The organism is Sinomonas terrae, from assembly GCF_022539255.1.
Classification (GTDB): Bacteria; Actinomycetota; Actinomycetes; order Actinomycetales; family Micrococcaceae; genus Sinomonas; species Sinomonas terrae.
Genome location: NZ_JAKZBV010000001.1, coordinates 4,360,980 through 4,378,382 on the forward strand (window position 1 = coordinate 4,360,980; position 17,403 = coordinate 4,378,382).

14 protein-coding genes and 1 tRNA gene are annotated in these 17,403 nt (G+C 68.9%); 10 read left to right on the plus strand and 5 right to left on the minus strand.

The genetic code is table 11. The features are described 5' to 3' along the window. Nucleotides 1-3 precede the first annotated feature (3 nt). Nucleotides 4-777, minus strand: coding sequence for a LysR family substrate-binding domain-containing protein (locus tag L0M17_RS20255; protein WP_241056165.1), 774 nt, complete (start codon nt 775-777; stop codon nt 4-6). 30 nt (nt 778-807) lie between these two features. On the opposite strand from L0M17_RS20255, the gene L0M17_RS20260 reads away from it, so the two are divergent. Beyond that, nucleotides 808-1,212 (plus strand): DUF5997 family protein, encoded by a 405-nt coding sequence (locus tag L0M17_RS20260; RefSeq protein WP_241056166.1) that lies wholly within the window; start codon nt 808-810, stop codon nt 1,210-1,212. Nucleotides 1,213-1,461: 249 nt separating this feature from the next. On the opposite strand, the gene L0M17_RS20265 is transcribed toward L0M17_RS20260, so the two are convergent. Both L0M17_RS20265 and L0M17_RS20270 read right to left on the minus strand, forming a co-directional pair. Next, a complete protein-coding gene (locus L0M17_RS20265) occupies nt 1,462-2,223 on the minus strand; it encodes a MerR family transcriptional regulator (protein ID WP_241056167.1) in 762 nt (253 codons plus the stop codon). 188 nt (nt 2,224-2,411) lie between these two features. Beyond that, nucleotides 2,412-2,975 (minus strand): TetR/AcrR family transcriptional regulator, encoded by a 564-nt coding sequence (locus tag L0M17_RS20270; protein ID WP_241056168.1) that lies wholly within the window; start codon nt 2,973-2,975, stop codon nt 2,412-2,414. A 71-nt stretch (nt 2,976-3,046) separates the two neighbouring features. Here L0M17_RS20270 and L0M17_RS20275 point away from each other — a divergent pair, with 71 nt between their 5' ends. Next, nucleotides 3,047-4,570, plus strand: coding sequence for an MFS transporter (locus L0M17_RS20275; RefSeq protein ID WP_241056169.1), 1,524 nt, complete (start codon nt 3,047-3,049; stop codon nt 4,568-4,570). Here the strand turns inward: L0M17_RS20275 and L0M17_RS20280 are convergent. Then, the gene (locus L0M17_RS20280) at nt 4,567-5,160 is read right to left on the minus strand and encodes a dienelactone hydrolase family protein (protein WP_372498050.1); all 594 of its coding nucleotides are present in this window, start codon (nt 5,158-5,160) and stop codon (nt 4,567-4,569) included. The genes L0M17_RS20275 and L0M17_RS20280 overlap by 4 nt on opposite strands. Before the next feature lie 160 nt (nt 5,161-5,320). On the opposite strand from L0M17_RS20280, the gene L0M17_RS20285 reads away from it, so the two are divergent. Further along, complete coding sequence (locus tag L0M17_RS20285) at nt 5,321-6,859, plus strand: lipase maturation factor family protein (protein ID WP_241056170.1); 1,539 nt, start codon at nt 5,321-5,323, stop codon at nt 6,857-6,859. 628 nt (nt 6,860-7,487) lie between these two features. Here L0M17_RS20285 and L0M17_RS20290 read toward each other — a convergent pair. After that, nucleotides 7,488-7,570, minus strand: a tRNA-Leu gene (locus L0M17_RS20290). Between the two features lie 225 nt (nt 7,571-7,795). Between L0M17_RS20290 and L0M17_RS20295 the strand changes: the two genes are divergently transcribed. The 7 genes from L0M17_RS20295 (at nt 7,796) to pknB (ending at nt 17,387) form a co-directional block, all read left to right on the plus strand. Then, a complete protein-coding gene (locus tag L0M17_RS20295) occupies nt 7,796-8,599 on the plus strand; it encodes an FHA domain-containing protein (RefSeq protein WP_241056171.1) in 804 nt (267 codons plus the stop codon). After that, on the plus strand, nt 8,596-9,072 hold the full coding sequence (locus L0M17_RS20300) for an FHA domain-containing protein FhaB/FipA (RefSeq protein ID WP_241056172.1): 477 nt from the start codon (nt 8,596-8,598) through the stop codon (nt 9,070-9,072). Before L0M17_RS20295 ends, L0M17_RS20300 begins: the two co-directional genes overlap by 4 nt. Before the next feature lie 2 nt (nt 9,073-9,074). Beyond that, nucleotides 9,075-10,832: a PP2C family protein-serine/threonine phosphatase gene (locus L0M17_RS20305; protein ID WP_241056173.1), complete on the plus strand. Its 1,758-nt coding sequence runs from the start codon at nt 9,075-9,077 to the stop codon at nt 10,830-10,832. Further along, complete coding sequence (locus L0M17_RS20310) at nt 10,832-12,259, plus strand: FtsW/RodA/SpoVE family cell cycle protein (RefSeq protein WP_241056174.1); 1,428 nt, start codon at nt 10,832-10,834, stop codon at nt 12,257-12,259. Before L0M17_RS20305 ends, L0M17_RS20310 begins: the two co-directional genes overlap by 1 nt. Next, entirely contained in the window at nt 12,256-13,716 is a 1,461-nt protein-coding gene (locus tag L0M17_RS20315) for a peptidoglycan D,D-transpeptidase FtsI family protein (protein ID WP_241056175.1), read from the plus strand. Before L0M17_RS20310 ends, L0M17_RS20315 begins: the two co-directional genes overlap by 4 nt. Further along, on the plus strand, nt 13,713-15,359 hold the full coding sequence (locus L0M17_RS20320) for a serine/threonine-protein kinase (RefSeq protein ID WP_241056176.1): 1,647 nt from the start codon (nt 13,713-13,715) through the stop codon (nt 15,357-15,359). Before L0M17_RS20315 ends, L0M17_RS20320 begins: the two co-directional genes overlap by 4 nt. Before the next feature lie 90 nt (nt 15,360-15,449). After that, a complete protein-coding gene (pknB, locus tag L0M17_RS20325; RefSeq protein ID WP_241056177.1) occupies nt 15,450-17,387 on the plus strand; it encodes a Stk1 family PASTA domain-containing Ser/Thr kinase in 1,938 nt (645 codons plus the stop codon). Nucleotides 17,388-17,403 lie beyond the last annotated feature (16 nt).

The window sequence follows — 17,403 nt, forward strand, 5'->3', positions numbered from 1 at the left end:
GGATTAACGCGCACGACGACGCCGGGCGCCGTGGCCCTTCGCAGCGCCACTCTTCGCCTTCCCAGTGCCGCTCTTCGCCCTCCCTGCGCCAGCCTTGCCCTTCCCGGCACCAGCCTTGGCTTTGGCCGCGCGCGAGGCGTCATTGCGCGCCTTAGCCTCAGCCGACTGCGCAGCCGCCCGGTCGGTGCGCCTTTGCTGCGCAGCCTCCTGCTGCCCGCGCTGAACCGAGGCCTGCCTCGAGCTGCTCGCGGACCTACCGCGCACGATGCCGATGAACTCCTGAATGGCCTCGCTCTCGTTCTCGCGCAGCCACGCGACCCCCACCTCGTACCCCGGCACCCCGGTCACCGGCCGGTAGCGCAGCTCAGGCCGATTCAGATGGCGCACCACGCTCATCGGCAGGATCGCGAGCCCAGCTCCACCCTCGACGAGGTCCAGACGCTCGGAGGGCCCGCCGTCGTACTCGAAAAGCTCGTCCTCGATCTCAGCGAACGCCACCTCCTCGAAGGCCTGGATCTCGTGGCCCTTCGGGGCCACGACCACGGGAAGCTCCTCGTAGAGCGGGATCAGGTGTAGCCCTTCGCGATCGATCGGAAGCCGTACGAACGCGATGTCGGCCCGGCCCTCACGCAGCACGGCGAGCTGCTCGCTGTCCTCGACGAGCTCCGAGGCGAGGGCGACGTCGGGAAAGCGATCCTCCCAGCGTCGGAACCACTTGCCGGGCGCGACCCCCGCGACAAAGGCAACGCGCAGGGCGGCAGAGTGCTCAGAATCCATGCGTCCACGGTACCGGGCTAGGCTTGATCCATGACTTCCCGCAAGCCCCAGTCCATGAAGCCGGCCACCGCCGCGAAGAAGCTGGGCATCTACCTGCCGGCGACCCCTCAGGAGTTCCAGGAGGGCGAGGTCTCACGCGAGGAGCTCGACGAACTGCAGTCGAACCCGCCGGAGTGGCTCGCCGAGCTCCGCCGCAACGGTCCCCACCCTCGACCGGTCGTGGCGCAGAAGCTCAACGTCACGATCAGCGGCCTCGCCCGTGCGGGAGTGACCGAGGCGCTCACGACCGAACAGATCGGCGAACTCCTGCAGAACCGTCCGCAATGGCTCGTCGACGAGCGAGCGAACATGGCCGCCGTCCGCGAAGAGCAGAAGCGCGTGCGAGAGGCCGCAGCCGCGAAGAAGAGCAAGGGCGCGTCCCAGCACTATCACTGATGCCGCTGAACGGTCCCGTGGGTCAGTCACCGCAAGAGTAGTCGCCATCGGCTGCGGAGAGGTACTGAGCCAGCATGACCCTGCGGCGGCCACTCGACGGGCGAGAAGTGACCACTCGACGGGGAGGGTGGACGAGTGGCCACTTCTCAACGAGGGAGTGGCCAGATCTCAACGAGGGAGTGGCCACTTCTCGCGCCGCCTCGGACCCGTCGCTTGGGTCGGCCCCCAGTCCTAGCCCTAGTCCCAGCCCTAGTCCGAAAGCTCACGCTCCGCGTACGCGCGCAAGGCATCTCGGACGAACTCCGCACCCTCCGTGCCCCCGTAGTTCGCGGCGAAGCGCTCGTCGGCGACGTACATCTCGGCGAGCCCGAGCACGTAGGCCTTCGCGGGCCCCTCGGGATAGCCGGGGGTGCCAGGGATGCTGCGGAGCCAATCGACATGGCGGGCGGCCAAGGTCTGAGCAGTGTCGCTCTCGGGCGACGCGCCGCTCCCGGCGGCCGCCTTCCAGTCGGCCATGAGCCGCGCAACCCGCTCCTTCCACTGGCCCTGGCCCTCCGCGCCGAGTCCGCGCCACCACTTGTCGCTCTCCTCGTAGGCCTTCGAGCCCCAGCGGGCCTCGACCTCGTCCTTGTACTGCGTGTGGTCGAAGCCGTCGAACATGTCCTGTGCCATGAGCTGGCCCCCTCCTTCCAAGTTCCGAATCGTTTCTTCGACTGCGCGCGCCTGCCGCGCGAGCCGCTCCTGCTCCTGCCGCAGCCACGCGAGATGCGTCCGCAGTGCAGCGGCTGGGGCCGTGTGGTTCTCGAGGACCTCCGCGACGGCAGCCAGGCTCAGGCCGAGTTCGCGCAGCAGGAGGATGCGCTGGAGCCGCACGAGCGACTCCTCGTTGTAGTACCGGTAGCCGTTCGCGCCCACGCGGCTCGGCTCGAGCAGACCGAGGCTGCCGTAGTGGCGCAGCGTCCGGCTTGTCGTTCCCGCGAACCTGGCGACTTCTTGGATGCCCCAGTCCACGCACGCCCTCCTGCCCTCGAGTTCCTTGTCCTTCGAGGGTAGAAGTTGACGTTGCGTCAAGGTCAACTGAGGCACTGCGCTAAGTGGGCGCGGATTCCGACCTGGATTGCCGTCATCGGGCCCGCCGCACCCGGCGTGTCGTGGCAACTCGCCGCAGGTCGGGCGCCAATGACGGTCGGAATCCGGGGCTACGCCGTGCCCGGCCCCTTCCCGGTCCGCCCGCTCAGGCGGTCGACGACGGCGAGCAGCTCCCCGACGGAGGTACCGAAGGTCTTCTCCGGCCACGAGCCCGCGAGGGACGAGTAGTGATACAGGCCCTCGCCCATGAGCATGACGGCGGTCGCGATGGCGGGGTTCGGAACCTCGCGGCGGATGAGCTCGAGCCACGCAGCGTCGATCTCCTCGAGGACGGCGAGGGCCCCCGCGTGCCCGGTCTGGGCGAGGCGGACCGCCGCGACGAAGAGGGCGTCCATATCTGTACCCGAGTTGACCGAAGTCCGGACGAAGTACCTCGCCGGGCCCTCAGGGTCGGCGGCCATGCGTTCCCGGTCAAGCTCAGCGGCGTCCCGCAACGCGGCCAGGAGCGCCTCGGCGAGCGCGTCCTTGCTCTTGAAGTGGTAGAGGAGTCCACCCTTCGAAACGCCTGCGCGCGCCGCGACGGCGTCCATCGTGGCCGCTCGTTCCCCCTCGGAGACGAGCAGGTCGCGGTAGGCGGCGAGCAGGGCTTCGCGGGCCTTGGGCGGTCTGGGCATAAGGCCACTGTACGGGGGTTGTAACTAAACCGTCCAGACGGTATAGTTACAACGAAACCACCGGAAAGGAGATGTCCATGTTCCAGACCGCCTCGCACACTCGTGCCCGCGTCGCGTCAGGATCGGCGTGGCGATGGCTCGCGCTTGCGACGCTCATGTTCCCGGTGTTGCTCATCGCCGTCGACAACACGGTCCTCGCCTTCGCACTCCCCGAGATCTCGCTCGCCCTGCAGCCCAGCAGCACCGAGGCGCTCTGGATCGTGGACGTCTACGCGCTCGTGCTCGCTGGGCTGCTCGTGCCAATGGGCAGTATCGGCGACCGCGTCGGCCGGCGGAGGATCCTCCTCGTCGGCGCCACTGGTTTCGCCGCTGTCTCCGCCATCGCAGCATTCGCCACGACCCCGGCACAGCTCATCGGCGCCCGAGCGCTCATCGGGGTGTTCGGCTCGATGATCATGCCAGCCACCCTCTCGCTCATCCGCAACATCTTCCCGGACGACGCCGAGCGTCGCCTCGCCATCGCCATCTGGGCAGCCACATACTCGGGCGGCGCGGCGCTGGGTCCCCTCGTGGGCGGAGCCCTCCTCGAGCACTTCGCGTGGGGCTCCGTGTTCCTTCTCGCCGTACCAGCGCTCGTCCCGCTTCTCGTGCTCGCCCCGGTGCTCGTGCCCGACTCGCGCGACCCCGCGCCGTCGCCCGTCGATCCGCCGAGCATCCTCCTCATCGCCGGGGCAGCGACCGCGGTCGTCTACGGGGTCAAGGAACTGGCGCACGACGGCGGCGCCCCGGCTGCGCTCATCCTCGCCGCCGGCGTCGTGGCTGGCTGGGCCTTCATCCGGCGCCAATTGCGGAAGCCGCAGCCCATGCTCGACGTCCGGCTCTTCCGCAACCCCGCGTTCAGCTCCGGACTCGCCGCGAACCTCCTGAGCATCTTCTCGCTCGTCGGGTTCACGCTCTTCCTCTCGCAGCACCTTCAGCTCGTCGCGGGAGAGTCACCGCTGCACGCGGGGCTGCTCATGCTCCCGGGCCTGGCTCTCACGATCGGGACGGGGCTCGCGGCCGTGCGCCTTGCCGCAAGGTTCTCCGCACGGTCCGTCATGGTCGCGGGCCTGCTGCTCAACGCGCTCGGGTACGGCGTGGTTCTCGCCTTCGGCCGGGACGGCTCCCTTCCGGCGCTGCTCGCGGGCTTCGCGATCGTCGGCGCGGGAGTGGGACTCGCCGAGACCCTCTCGAACGACCTCATCATCGCAAGCGTCCCGCCCGCGAAGGCCGGCGCGGCGTCGGCCATCTCCGAGACCGCCTACGAGCTCGGGGCCGTTCTCGGAACGGCCATCCTGGGCAGCGTGCTTGCGGCGGCGTACCGGCTCAACATCGCCGTCCCTGCGGGGCTTCCATCCGACGCCGCCGGCCGCGCCCGGGAGACGCTCGGGGGAGCGGTCGACGCCGCGCCGCTCCTTCCGAGCGGCCCGGCGTCAGAGCTGCTCGCCTCGGCTTTCCACGCGTTCGACTCCGGCGTCGCGGTGACCGCAGCGATCGGCGCCGTGCTCATGCTGGCCGCTGCCGCCGTCGTCCGCCACGCGCTCCGCGCCCGCTAGCGGACCTTGTCCTTGAGGAACTGCACCGCCCGCGACCACGCGAGCTTCGCCGCCTCGGGACGATAGTTGCCCTGAGGGTTGGAGTCGTTGGCGAAGGCGTGGCCGGCGTCGTAGAAGAAGAACTCGACCTCGGTCCCCGACTCGCGCCGAATCTGCTCCTCCTGCTTCCGGGCCTCGGCCGCCGGATAGCCGCGGTCGTGCTCTCCGTAATGCCCCTGAATGGCGGCGCGCACACCGGAGAAGTCGTTGGGCACGCCCTGGCCGACGCCGTAGAACGGCACCGCCGCGCTCACCCGCTCGCCCTGCTGGGCGGCGAGCTGCAGGACGAAGCCCCCGCCCATGCAGAAGCCGATCGCGCCGACGGTCGAGCTCGTGACCTCGGGAAGGGAGAGAAGGTAGTCGACGGCGCCGGCGAGCAGGCGGGCGCCCTCCTCCTCCGGGAGGTCGCGCATGATCCGGGCTGCCTCCGCACCGTCGTGCGCCACCCGGCCGCCGTAGAGGTCCGGCGCAAGCGCGACGAAGCCCTCGGCCGCGAGACGATCGGTGATGTCCCGGATGTGGTCGACGAGCCCCCACCACTCCTGGATCACGATAACGCCCGGCCCCGAACCGGACTCGGGCCGAGCGAGGTATCCGTGGGCCTCCCGCCCGGTGAAGGGAACGTGACATTCTGGAAAGGCCGCTGTTCGTTCATGCGACCACGCTAGTCGGATGCTGCCCGCGCGCGTAGCCGCAGCGTAGCGTGGGTATATGGACTGGGTGCTCTGGTTCAGCGCGCCAGACTACGAGCTGGCAAGAATTGTGCTCCAGCGGGGCGTCGCCGCCCTGTACTTCGTTGCGTTCCTCTCGAGCCTCAATCAGTTCCCTGCCCTGCTCGGCGAACGCGGCCTGCTCCCGGTGCCGGACTTCGTCTCAGCGTTCCACCGCCTCCGCCGGCCCACGCTGTTCCGCTGGGGGTACTCCGACCGGCTGCTGCGCTGGATGTGTGCCGGCGGGCTCGTCGTCTCGGGGCTCATCGTCCTCGGAATCCCCCAGCTCGGGCCGCCATGGATCCCGCTCGTCGCGTTCCTCATCCTGTGGGTCCTCTACATGTCGATCGTGAACGTCGGCCAGACGTTCTACGGCTTCGGATGGGAGATGCTCCTGCTCGAGGCGGGGTTCACGGTCGCGTTCCTGGGCTCCGATCAGAGCCCGCCGCCCACGGCGATGCTGCTCGTGACGGCCTGGCTCGCGTTCCGCCTCGAATTCGGGGCGGGGATGATCAAGATTCGCGGCGGCCAGGAGTGGCGCGACCTCACGGCCCTCTACTACCACCACGAGACGCAGCCCATGCCCGGGCCGCTCAGCCGGCAGTTCCACCTGCTGCCAAAGCCTCTGCACAAGGTTGAGGTGGTCGGGAACCACTTCGCGCAGCTCGTGGTGCCGTTCTTCCTGTTCGCGCCGCAACCGCTCGCGACCATCGCGGCCGCGATAGTCGTCGTGACCCAGCTGTGGCTCATCCTCTCGGGCAACTTCGCATGGCTCAACTGGTCCGCGATTGTGCTTGCGTTCTCAGCCGTGAGCGATCGCGTGGTCCACGCCGTCCTCCCGTTCATGCCGGTGCAGTATTCGTCGGAATCGTGGGCTGTGGCGGCGTCGCGGTCCGACGGCGTATGGTCAGGCGGCCTCTTCGCGGGCGGCCTCGGCGAGCCCACCGGCTACCCGGGCGACGTCTTCTCCTGGATATGGTCCGTCGTCGCCCTCGCCGCGGCGGTCTTCCTGGCCGTCCTCGGCTACCAGCCCCTCAAGAACCTCTTCTCGCGCCGCCAGCTCATGAACGCGGCCTTCAACCGCTGGATGCTGGGCAACACCTATGGGGCTTTCGGGAGCGTCACCAAGCGGCGGGTCGAGATCGTGGTCGAGGGAACGCTCGACGACGACCCCTCCGACGACGCCGACTGGCGCGAGTACCGCTTCAAGGGCAAGCCCGGGGAGCCGGGGCGACTTCCCCGCCAATGGGCGCCGTACCACCTTCGCCTCGACTGGCTCATGTGGTTCCTGCCGCTGCGCACGGTTCACGAGGAGTGGTTCTACGCGTTCCTGTTCAAGCTCCTCGAGGCCGACCCCGCCATCCTCCGCCTCCTCCGCGCCGACCCGTTCCACGGGGAACGTCCTCGGTGGATCCGCGTGCGCAACGCGCTCTACGAGTTCTCGAGCCGCGAGCGGTTCCGCGAGACGCACGAGCGCTGGAACATCACGCCGCTCCGCGTTCTCATCCGGCCGATCGAGCTGCGGGACGTGGCGGCGTAGGGCGCCGGTCCGCCGCAGGGGCGCCGGTTTACCGCAGAGGCGCCGGGCCCCACCCCCGCCTTTCCGGCCAACCCCCTTCCCCGACGTGTTTCCGCCGGTTCCCCACGGGTTTGCGCCGGTTTCCCCAACAGGGGCGCCGGTTCACCGCAGACGCGCCGGGCCCCACCCCCGCCTTTCCGGCCAACCCCCTTCCCCGACGTGTTTCCGCCGGTTCCCCACGGGTTTGCGCCGGTTTCCCTAACAGGGGCGCCGGTTCACCGCAGACGCGCCGGTTGACCGCAGACGCGCCGGGCGCCACCCCCTCCTTTCCGGCCAACCCCCTTCCCCGACGGGTTTCCGCCGGTTCCCCCCAACGGGTTTCCGCCGGTTTCCCCAACAGGGGCGCCGGACCGGTGCAGAGGCGCCGGGCCCCACCCCCGCCTTTCCGGTGAACCCCCTTCCCCGACGGATTTCCGCCGGTTCGCCGAGGATGACGAAGGGACGGCGTAGGGCTCGGGTTCGGGTACCGACACGTGACCACGCAACCACCGTGGTGCCCGAGACCTGGACACCGTGGTGCCGGACACCCACATCCGGAAACGATCCCGGACACGAAAGAACCCCCGGTCTCAAGACCGGGGGTTCACTGTGCGCGAGGCGGGATTTGAACCCGCACGCCCTTTCGGACACTGGCACCTGAAGCCAGCGCGTCTGCCGTTCCGCCACTCGCGCTCACGTTCCACAGGCGGCCTGAAAGGCCTGATCCCGCGAAAGCAGCGAGCTCAAGCATAGCCGAGCCAAAGACGGATACGAAATCGACACTTGGGTCTGGGGGCACAACCGAGGCTGCGAATCGGGAGTTTTCAGAACAGCCCAGTAGTATCGGAGAAGCATCGAACGCACGCGCAGCGCTTCGCCGCGCGCTCCGACTGACGGCGAGCCGAGAGGAGGACGGCCATGGGACTGCTCGATCGCCTCGAGCTCGGCATTGAAAAGGCCGTGCACGGCGTCTTCTCGCGAGGCAACGCCCAGATCCAGCCTGTCGAGATTGCGAGTCGCCTGCGACGGGTCATGGACAACCAGGCCATTGCTATTTCACAGGGCCGGACGCTCGCGCCGAACATCTTCGAGGCGCGCCTCGGGGACAACGACTTCGACCGCGTCCAGCAATGGGGCCAGCCGCTGGCCGAGGAGCTGTGCGACGTCGCCGTCCAGCACGCCCGCTCGCAGGGCTACACCCTGCAGGGCCCCGTCCGCTTCTCGTTCAAGCACGACGGCGACCTCAAGCCTGGCGCTTTCGAGGTCACCGCGCGCTCGGAGAAGAGCTCGGCCCCGCCGCCCATGGCGGCAGCACCCCGCCGACCGGTCCCGCCCGCGCCCCCTCGCGTGCCGTCCGCGCCGAACCGCTTCCCTGCCGGGGCGTTCCCCGGGGGTGCGACCATGCAGCAGCCGCTCCACCTCCACCCCGTCCTCGAGATCGATGGGCAGCGGTATTCGCTCAACGCCGACTCGGTTGTCCTCGGCCGTTCGTCCGAGGCGGATGTCGTCGTGGACGACACGGGAGTCTCGCGCCGCCACCTCGAGATCCGTCGGAACCAAGGCCGCGTCTACGCCGTCGACCTCGGCTCGACCAACGGCAGCTACGTCAATGGCGAACGGGTCAACGGCTCCGTCGAGCTCCTGGACGGCGCGACGATCGCGATGGGGCGTACGCGCATAGTCTTCAGAATGCTGCCGGCCCCGCTAGGAGGGTCCGCGTGAACGAACTGACGCTCACCGTCCTCCGTCTCGGCTTCCTCGTGCTCATGTGGGTGCTCGTCTTCAGCATCGTCGGCGCGATGCGGCGGGACCTCCTGGTCGGGCGGCGCCACAAGACGGGAGCACCGAGCGCGCGCGAGGTCCGCAAGAACCCCGCCCTCGCGGAGCCACCGCCGCCGCGGCAGCAGGCGCACGAACTCGTCGTCGTCGAGGGACCTCTGGCGGGGGCCAGCATGGCGCTCGGCGAGAGCCCCATCCTGCTCGGCCGCGCGCAGGAGGCCACGCTCGTGCTCGAGGACGACTATGCCTCGGGGCGCCACGCACGCCTGTTCCCCCAGGGAAGCCGCTGGTTCATCGAGGATCTCGGCTCGACGAACGGCACCTATCTCGCTGACCGCCAGCTCACCCGTGCCCAGCCCGTCGAGCTCAACGTCCCGATCCGCATCGGGAAGACCGTGATCGAGCTGAGGCCCTGAACTTGCCGGATACCCAGCTGATCCTGCGGTACGCGGCCCGGTCCGACGTCGGCAGGCTGCGCGCCAAGAACGACGACTCCGCCTACGCGGGCCGTCACCTAGCCGTCGTCGCTGATGGGATGGGCGGCCACGCGGGCGGCGACGTAGCCAGTGCCTCCACGGTCCTCGACCTGGTCCACCTCGACCACGGCGGGTACGGAGACAGCGGCGAGGCAGGCACCGTGCTCGCGGACGAGATTCAGACGGCGAACTCCCTCCTCTCGGAACTCGTGGCCGCCAATCCCAAGCTCGCGGGCATGGGAACGACTGTCACGGCGATCCTCCTCAACGGATCAAAGCTCGCGTTCGCGCACATCGGTGACTCCCGCGCCTACCGCCTGCGCGGCAACAAGTTCGAGCAGATGAGCGTGGACCACACGTTCGTCCAGAGGCTCATCAACGAAGGCCGCCTGCGTCCCGAGGAGGCGGAGACCCACCCGCACAAGAACGTCCTCATGCGCGTCCTGGGCGACGTCGACGCAAGCCCCGAGCTGGATCTGACCTCCTTCGACGTCGAAGAGGGCGAGCGCTGGCTTCTGTGTTCGGACGGGCTCAACTACGTTCCCCACCCGATCGTCGAGCGGACCGTGCACGAGATCGAGGATCCGGGCGAGTGCGCGGACAAGCTCATCGCGCTGACCCTCGCGGCGGGGGCACCGGACAACGTGACCGTGATCGTGGCCGACATTGTCGCGGGCACCATGGTCGACGACGAGAGTGGGATCGACGACGAGAAGCCCGTCGCCGCCCCCGCTGCCGCTGCCACGGTCACCGCCTCCGCCGCGGCACGGACGCCCGTGACGTCCGCCGCCCGCGCCGAATCCCCCACAGGCAAGGCGGCTTCCGGGGCGCCGGCCGGCGAATCCCCTGCTTCTGCAGGAGCAGGGGCAGCAGCTGGATCAGGCACAGCGGCAGAATCAGGCCCAGGTGCCGCGAAGGGGCCTGACGACCCCGAGAGCGGCGAGCTCGGCGAGGACGAGTCAGCCCGCCACGAAGTCCCGACGGATCCGAACCTCGGCGCCCATCTCTCCGCGGAAGTCCTCCGGCGCGAGCTGGACAGCCGCCCCCACGAGCTCGTTGGGGCAGCAGCCGCGGCCGCCGAGAGCGGTTCGCTCCCCTCTGTTGCGAGCAGGACGGCGGCACGCCGCGCCGCGGCCCTCCTCACCCACGGCGCCGAGCCGGAGCCCGAGGTCGAAGAAACCGAGGCTGAGGCCGACACGACGCGGCGCCGGCTTCGGCGGTGGGTCAGGATCATCCTCGCGGCGGTCGTGGCCGTCGCGATAGTGCTCGGCCTCTGGCTCGGCTATGCGTGGACGCAGACGCGCTACTACGTCGGGGCGTACAACAACCACGTAGCGATCTTCAACGGCGTCTCCCAGACGCTCGGTCCGATCTCGCTCTCGAAGGTCTACACCACGACGGACATCACCATGAACTCGCTTCCGGACTTCCAGCAGCAGCGGCTGCAGGCGGGAGTCGCAGCCAACAGTCTTTCCGAGGCTCAGGACATCATTGCCAACCTCCGCAACAACCCCGACAGCTGCCTGAACTCGCCGTCGTCCTCCTCTCCGACGGCTTCAGCCACGCATTCTGCCTCCGCTTCGGCGTCGGCGACGGCGATCCCGCCCGGGCACCCCACGCCGTCGCCCTCGGGATCGCATCCCTCGAGCAGCCCCTCGAGCAGCCCCTTGCCCACCAACCCGTGCTTGGGAGGCCAATAGTGAGCGCTGTCGACGCCGCCGTGCGCCCACGGCGCAACATCGAACTCGTCCTGCTGATCCTCGCCCTCATCGTGGGGTGCGGCGCTAACGCCCTGACCGCGCTCAACGAGGGCACGCCGCTCGGCAACAACTTCTGGCTCGAGAGCCTGACGATCACGGTTGCATCGCTCGCTCTGCATGTTTCCCTGCGGTTTCGAGCGAAGTATGCCGATCCGCTCATCCTTCCGATCGTCGTGGCCCTCAACGGGCTCGGCCTCGCAATGATCCACCGGCTCGACACGCCCCAGACGGACTACGGCAACGCGCAGGCCCGCTGGACCGTGATCGGCATGGCCCTCGCGGCCATCGTCATCTGGTTCCTCAAGGACCACCGGACGCTTCGCCGCTTCACGTACATCTCGCTCATCCTGAGCGCCGTCCTGCTCGTGCTCCCGCTCGTGCCAGGGATCACTGCGGGCGACATCAACGGCGCCCAGGTGTGGATCCGGGTCGGCTCGGCCTCGTTCCAGCCGGGCGAGGTCGCGAAGATCACGATCGGCATCTTCTTTGCGGGCTACCTCTCGACCAACCGCGACCTCATCCTGCTCGCGGGGCGGCGCATCGGCAAGCTCCAACTCCCGCGCTTCCGCGATCTGGGGCCCATGGTCATCGCGTGGCTCGCGAGCATCGGAATCCTGATCTTCCAGCATGACCTCGGCATGTCGATCCTCTTCTTCGGGATCTTCATCTCGATGATCTACGTCGCGACGAGCCGGGCAAGCTGGGCGCTTCTGGGCATCATCCTCATGTTTGCGGGCTCGGTGGCCGCGGGCTCGATCTTCCCGCACATCGCCCTGCGCGTCGACGGCTGGCTCAACGCGTTCGACCCGAACGTGTTCGGGCGCCAGTACGGCGGCAGCTACCAGATCGTGCAGGGCCTGTTCGGCATGGCCAACGGGGGTCTGATCGGAACGGGGCTGGGCCAGGGCCGGCCGGACCTCGTGCCCTTCGCGAACTCGGACATGATCATCGCCGCGTTCGGCGAAGAGCTAGGGCTCGTGGGCCTCTTCGCGATCGTCATGATGTACGCCCTGCTCGTCACCCGCGGCATGCGTGCCGCCATCGGCGCCCGCGACGCGTTCGGCAAGCTCCTCGCGTGCGGCCTCTCGGCCGGGATCGGGCTCCAGTGCTTCGTCGTGATCGGCGGCGTGACGCGGCTCATCCCGCTCACGGGCCTCACGACGCCGTTCCTTGCGGCCGGCGGCTCGTCGCTCCTCGCGAACTGGATCATCGTGGCCCTTCTCCTTGTCATCTCGAATGCTGCCCGTCGTCCCGTCGACACGACGCCCATCGTGCCGGACGAAGCGTCCGGCAACACCTCGCCGTCGTCCGGCTGGCGGAGCAGCGCGCCCGAAACGTCCCTGACCCAGGCGGTGAAGCAGCAGTGAATCAGGCCATCAGGAACGCATGGATCGCCATCGCCGCCATGTTCGCCCTCATCCTGGGCTCCATCAGCTACGTCCAGGTGGTCGACGCCGACGCGCTCGACTCGAACCAATGGAACAACCGCGCCATCCTGCAGACGTTCTGCCAGGACCGCGGGACGATTCTCGTGGCGGGCCAGCCGATCGTGCAGTCGGTCCCGACCGGCTCGGAGACGTGCAAGTACCAGCGGCAGTACCTCCAAGGGCCCCTCTACGCGGGGCTCACGGGCTACTACTCGAACATCTACGGCTCGACCGGCCTTGAGAAGAGCATGAACTCGACGCTCACCGGTACGTCGGACCAGCTCCTCCTCGACCGGATCAAGCAGCTCTTCCTCGGGCAGCAGCCCAAGGGAGCATCTGTCGAGCTCACGATCGATCCCGCGATCCAGCAGCTCGCCTACAGCCTCATCCCGGATGGCATGCGTGGATCCATCGTGGTGACGAACCCGAAGACCGGGGCGATCATCGCGATGGTGTCGAAGCCGAGCTATGACCCGAACCAGATCGCGACGCAGGATCAGGCGGCGGCGCAGGCTGCGATGACGAAGCTCCAGGGGATCCCGGGCATCAACCTCAACCAGAGCGTGAGCGGACCCACCGGAAACCTGCTCGCGCCGGGCTCGGTCTTCAAGCTCGTCGACACGGCCGCCGCGCTCGCCTCGGGCAAGTACAACAAGGACAGCGTGCTGCCGAACCCTGCCCAGATGCAGCTCCCGGGCAGCACCGCGACGCTGCCGAACTATGCGGGCGGCAACTGCTACACCCAGAGTCAGGCCTCGTTCGACTTCGCCCTCGAGCAATCCTGCAACACCCCGTTCGCGTCGATCGCCCTCGACCTCGGCCAGGACGCCATCGGCAAGCAGGCCTCCGCCTTCGGCTTCGGCCAGGACGCGGGCGATCTCCTGCACCTCGACTACCAGGGCGGCGTCTGGCCGACGAACCTCAACCAGGCCCAGCTCGCCCAGTCCGCAATCGGCCAGTTCGACACGAAGGCCTCGCCCCTGCAGATCGCTCTCATGACGGACGCCATCGCGAACGGCGGAGTCGAGATGAAGCCCTCCCTCGTCAAGACCGTCCGCGGCCCCGACCTGCGCATCGTTGACGAGCCGAAGCCCGAGGTGCTGCGGACGTCGACCACCCCGGCGATCTCGGGCCAGATCACCCAGTGGATGACCGAAGTCGTCTCGAACGGCATCGCGAAGGGGGCAGCCGTCCCCGGCATCAGCGTTGCCGGCAAGACGGGAACGGCCGAACTCGGCACGAGCGGCCTGAACAACTCCTGGTTCACCGGCTTCGCCCCAGCGGACAATCCGCAGGTGCAGGTGACCGTAGTGATGGAAGGCGTCGACGTGATCACAGGCGCCAAACTGACCAGTCCGAGCGCGAGCAAGATCTTTGAGGCGGTGTTGAAGAAGTGAGACCCACATCGGGCATCACCTTGGGCGGCAGGTACCACCTGGAGAGCCGTATCGCCATCGGCGGCATGGGCGAAGTGTGGAATGCCCGTGACGAGGTGCTGGGGCGCAACGTCGCCATCAAGATCCTCAAGGAGGAGTACGCGGGCGATCCGGGCTTCCTCGAGCGCTTCCGCAACGAGGCCCGGCACACCGCGCTGCTCAACCACAACGGGATCGCGAACGTCTTTGACTACGGCGAGGACAGCGGCTCCGCCTATCTCGTCATGGAGCTCGTGCCGGGCGAGCCGCTCAGCTCGATCCTCGAGCGCGAGAAGGTCCTCTCCCCCGACCGCACGCTCAACATCATGGCGCAGACTGCGCGGGCCCTCGCGGTCGCTCACGCGCGAGGGCTCGTGCACCGCGACGTGAAGCCGGGCAACCTGCTCATCACGCCGGACAACCGGGTGAAGGTCACCGACTTCGGCATCGCGCGGCTCGCCGATCAGGTCCCCCTCACGCAGACGGGCCAGGTCATGGGCACCGCCCAGTACCTCGCTCCGGAACAGGCGACCGGCCAGCAGGCTACAGGCTCGAGCGACATCTACTCGCTCGGCGTCATCGGCTACGAGTGCCTCACCGGCCACCGCCCGTTCTCTGGCGAGAGCCAGATCGCGATCGCGCTCGCCCAAGTGAACGACGCTCCGCCGCCGCTGCCCGAGCAGGTCCCCGCACCCGTGCGCGCCCTGCTCATGTCGATGCTCTCCAAGGACCCGCGCAACCGGCCGGCCAACGCGATCAAGCTCGCCGAGGCCGCCGAGGCCATCCGCCGGGGCGACATCCGTGCGGCCCAGGCCGCCGTGCCGGGCATGCTCCTGCACGACGACTCGACGGAAGCGATGACGCAGCCGGTGCGCCAAGCGACGGCGCCCACCGCCGTCGTCGGCGGCGCTGCCCTCGCAGCCGGCGCTGCGGGCCTCGGCGCGGCAGCGGCCGGTGCCCAGGCCGCACACGCTGCCTCCCCTGCGACCGCCGCGCTGCCCCTTGCGTCTGCGGCGGACGACGGCGCAACGGCGGTGGAAGGCGACCATCCGGCGGGCGGCCGCTCGCCGCTGTACGCCCCTCTCGACGAGGAAGACATCGCGCCCGCACCGGTGCAGAAGCAACGCCGGCGCCGCGCGCTCACGTGGCCGCTCGTGGCCCTCGTGCTGCTCCTCATCTTCGTGCTGCTCGGCATCCTGCTGAGCAACCTCGGCCTGTTCTCCTCGCCTGCCAAGAGCCCGTCCTCGAGCCCCGTTTCCACGCCGTCTCAGACGCCCACCGTGACGGCGACGCCCACTCCGACGCCCACGCCGACGCAGACGCCGACGATCAACACGATCAATGTCGCCGCGGGGGACTACGTGGGCCGGAACTACACCACGGTCCAAGGGGAGCTCGAGAGCCTGGGCTTCGTAGTACAGCTCTCCCCGGTTACGCAACAGCAGACGCAGGCGTTCCAAGGCGAGGTTCTGACGCTGAGCCCGACCGGCGCCCTGCCCGTCGGATCGACGATCACGGTGACCTACGCAGTGGTTCCTGCGCCCACTCCGACCGCCACGCCGACCCGGTCGGCACCCGCGACACCCTCAACGGCGCCGACCTCCACACCTTCTGCCACAAAGTAGGTCCACACTGGACTAACACGTCCTTCTGCCGGGGAAATAGAGGTCATGACGCAGCCCACCCATATGCCGCTGGAACGAGAGGACGAGCCTATGCCGCAGCCCGTCGTCCTCTCGGGCCGCTATGTGCTGGGCAGGCTGCTCGGCCGCGGCGGGATGGCGGACGTCTTCGAGGCGCAGGACACGCGCCTCGGCCGGACGGTCGCCGTCAAGATGCTGCGCGCCGATATGGCCCGTGATCGACAGCTGCGCGTCCGCTTCGAACGGGAGGCGCAGGCAGTCGCGGCGCTCAACCACCCCAACATCGTGGCCGTCTACGACACGGGCGAACGTTCCGCCGACCCGCTCAACCCCGGCTCCGTCGAAGTGCCGTTCATGGTCATGGAGCTCGTGATCGGCAAGACCCTGCGCGAGCTGGTGCGCTCTGGACCGATCGAGCAGGAGAAGTCGCTCGAATACGTCCAGGGCGTGCTCTCTGCGCTCGAGTACAGCCACCGCGCCGGCATCGTCCATCGGGACATCAAGCCCGCGAACGTGATGGTCTGCGACGACACGGGCAGCGTCAAGGTCATGGACTTCGGGATCGCGCGGGCCGTCGCGGAGTCCGGTGCGACGATGACCCAGACCCAGGCCGTGGTCGGGACCGCCCAGTACCTCTCCCCCGAGCAGGCTCAGGGCCAGACCGTGGACGCCCGCAGCGACCTCTACTCGACCGGCTGCCTCCTCTACGAACTCCTCACGGGACGGCCGCCTTTCCTCGGCGAGTCGCCGGTCTCGGTCGCGTACCAGCACGTGCAGGTCGAGGCGCCGAAGGCGCAGGAGTTCAATCCCGAGATCAGCGACGCCGTGGAGAGCGTCCTGGACCGGGCGCTGCAGAAGGACCCCAACCGGCGCTTCCAGGACGCGGGCGCCTTCCGCCGCGCGCTCCGGGCAGCCAGTGCGGGCCGCATCCTTCCCGGCATCGCATCGGCGGACGACGACGAGCGGACCGAGGCGATGGCGGTCGCCGCCGCGGCTGCCGGAGTCGGGGCATACGCCGCGCCCCTCGAAACCCCCGAACCGGCCTCCCCGCATCTCGGCGACACGGGTGAGTTCCCGGCCGTGGTCCCCGCGGCGGAGGAGGGATTCCTGCCGTTCGAGGATGAGGCGGAGGAACCACGCCGCCGTCGTCGCGGTCACGGCGGCTGGATCGCCCTGCTCGTGGTCCTTGTGCTCCTCATCCTCGGCGGCGGCGGCTACTGGCTGTACAGCTATCTGAACCAGCCGCCCGCGATCGTGTACGTGAGCGTTCCCAACGTGGCCAACATGCAGGACACGGACGCGTTCGCCAGGCTGACACAGCTCGGCCTCAACCCGGAGTTCTCGCAGAAGCCGAGCCCGGACGTTGGCAAGGGCCTTGCAATCGACACGATCCCCGCCGCCGGCTCACAGCTCGCGAAGAACACGAAGATCGTCATCGAGATCTCGACGGGCCCCTCGACGGCCGTCATTCCACAGGCCATCATCGGCAACACCGAGGCGGGTGCGCGGGACATGCTGCGGTCCATCGGCCTCGTCCCCGCAGACCAGTCCAAGTCGGCGAACAGCGCGACGGTGCCCTATGGGCACGTCATCAGCGCCGACCCCCCTGCCGGGCAGACCGTTGCCATCGGCTCTCAGGTCACGTTGACAGTGTCGACAGGCAACGTGACCCTGCCCGACCTCCGCGGCCGCACGATCGACGAGGCCAAGGCAGCCTTGGCCGATCTCAAGCTCGGGGTAGTCGTCGCCAACCAACAGACGACGGCGGCGGCCGCCGGCACGGTCATCGCCCAGGACGTTCCGCCAAACGGCTCGGTCGCTCAAGGTGGGACTGTCACCCTGACGGTCGCCGTTGCCCCTCCGCCTCCGCCTCCGCCAAGCCCGTCCCCGACTCCCACACCCACCCCCACGCCGACGCCGACGCCGAGCAACAGCGGGAACGGCAACGGGAACGGCTCGAGCAACGGCGGCGGGCCCGGCAACGGGAACGACAACCCCAACGGCGGCTGACCCAGCCCGTCAGCAC

Coding starts and splice junctions, on each gene's coding strand:
- L0M17_RS20255 (WP_241056165.1), bottom strand. CDS start 777: ATGGATTCTGAGCACTCTGCCGCCCTGCGCGTTGCCTTTGTCGCGGGG.
- L0M17_RS20295 (WP_241056171.1), top strand. CDS start 7,796: ATGGGACTGCTCGATCGCCTCGAGCTCGGCATTGAAAAGGCCGTGCAC.
- L0M17_RS20260 (WP_241056166.1), top strand. CDS start 808: ATGACTTCCCGCAAGCCCCAGTCCATGAAGCCGGCCACCGCCGCGAAG.
- pknB (WP_241056177.1), top strand. CDS start 15,450: ATGCCGCAGCCCGTCGTCCTCTCGGGCCGCTATGTGCTGGGCAGGCTG.
- L0M17_RS20275 (WP_241056169.1), top strand. CDS start 3,047: ATGTCCATGTTCCAGACCGCCTCGCACACTCGTGCCCGCGTCGCGTCA.
- L0M17_RS20285 (WP_241056170.1), top strand. CDS start 5,321: ATGGACTGGGTGCTCTGGTTCAGCGCGCCAGACTACGAGCTGGCAAGA.
- L0M17_RS20270 (WP_241056168.1), bottom strand. CDS start 2,975: ATGCCCAGACCGCCCAAGGCCCGCGAAGCCCTGCTCGCCGCCTACCGC.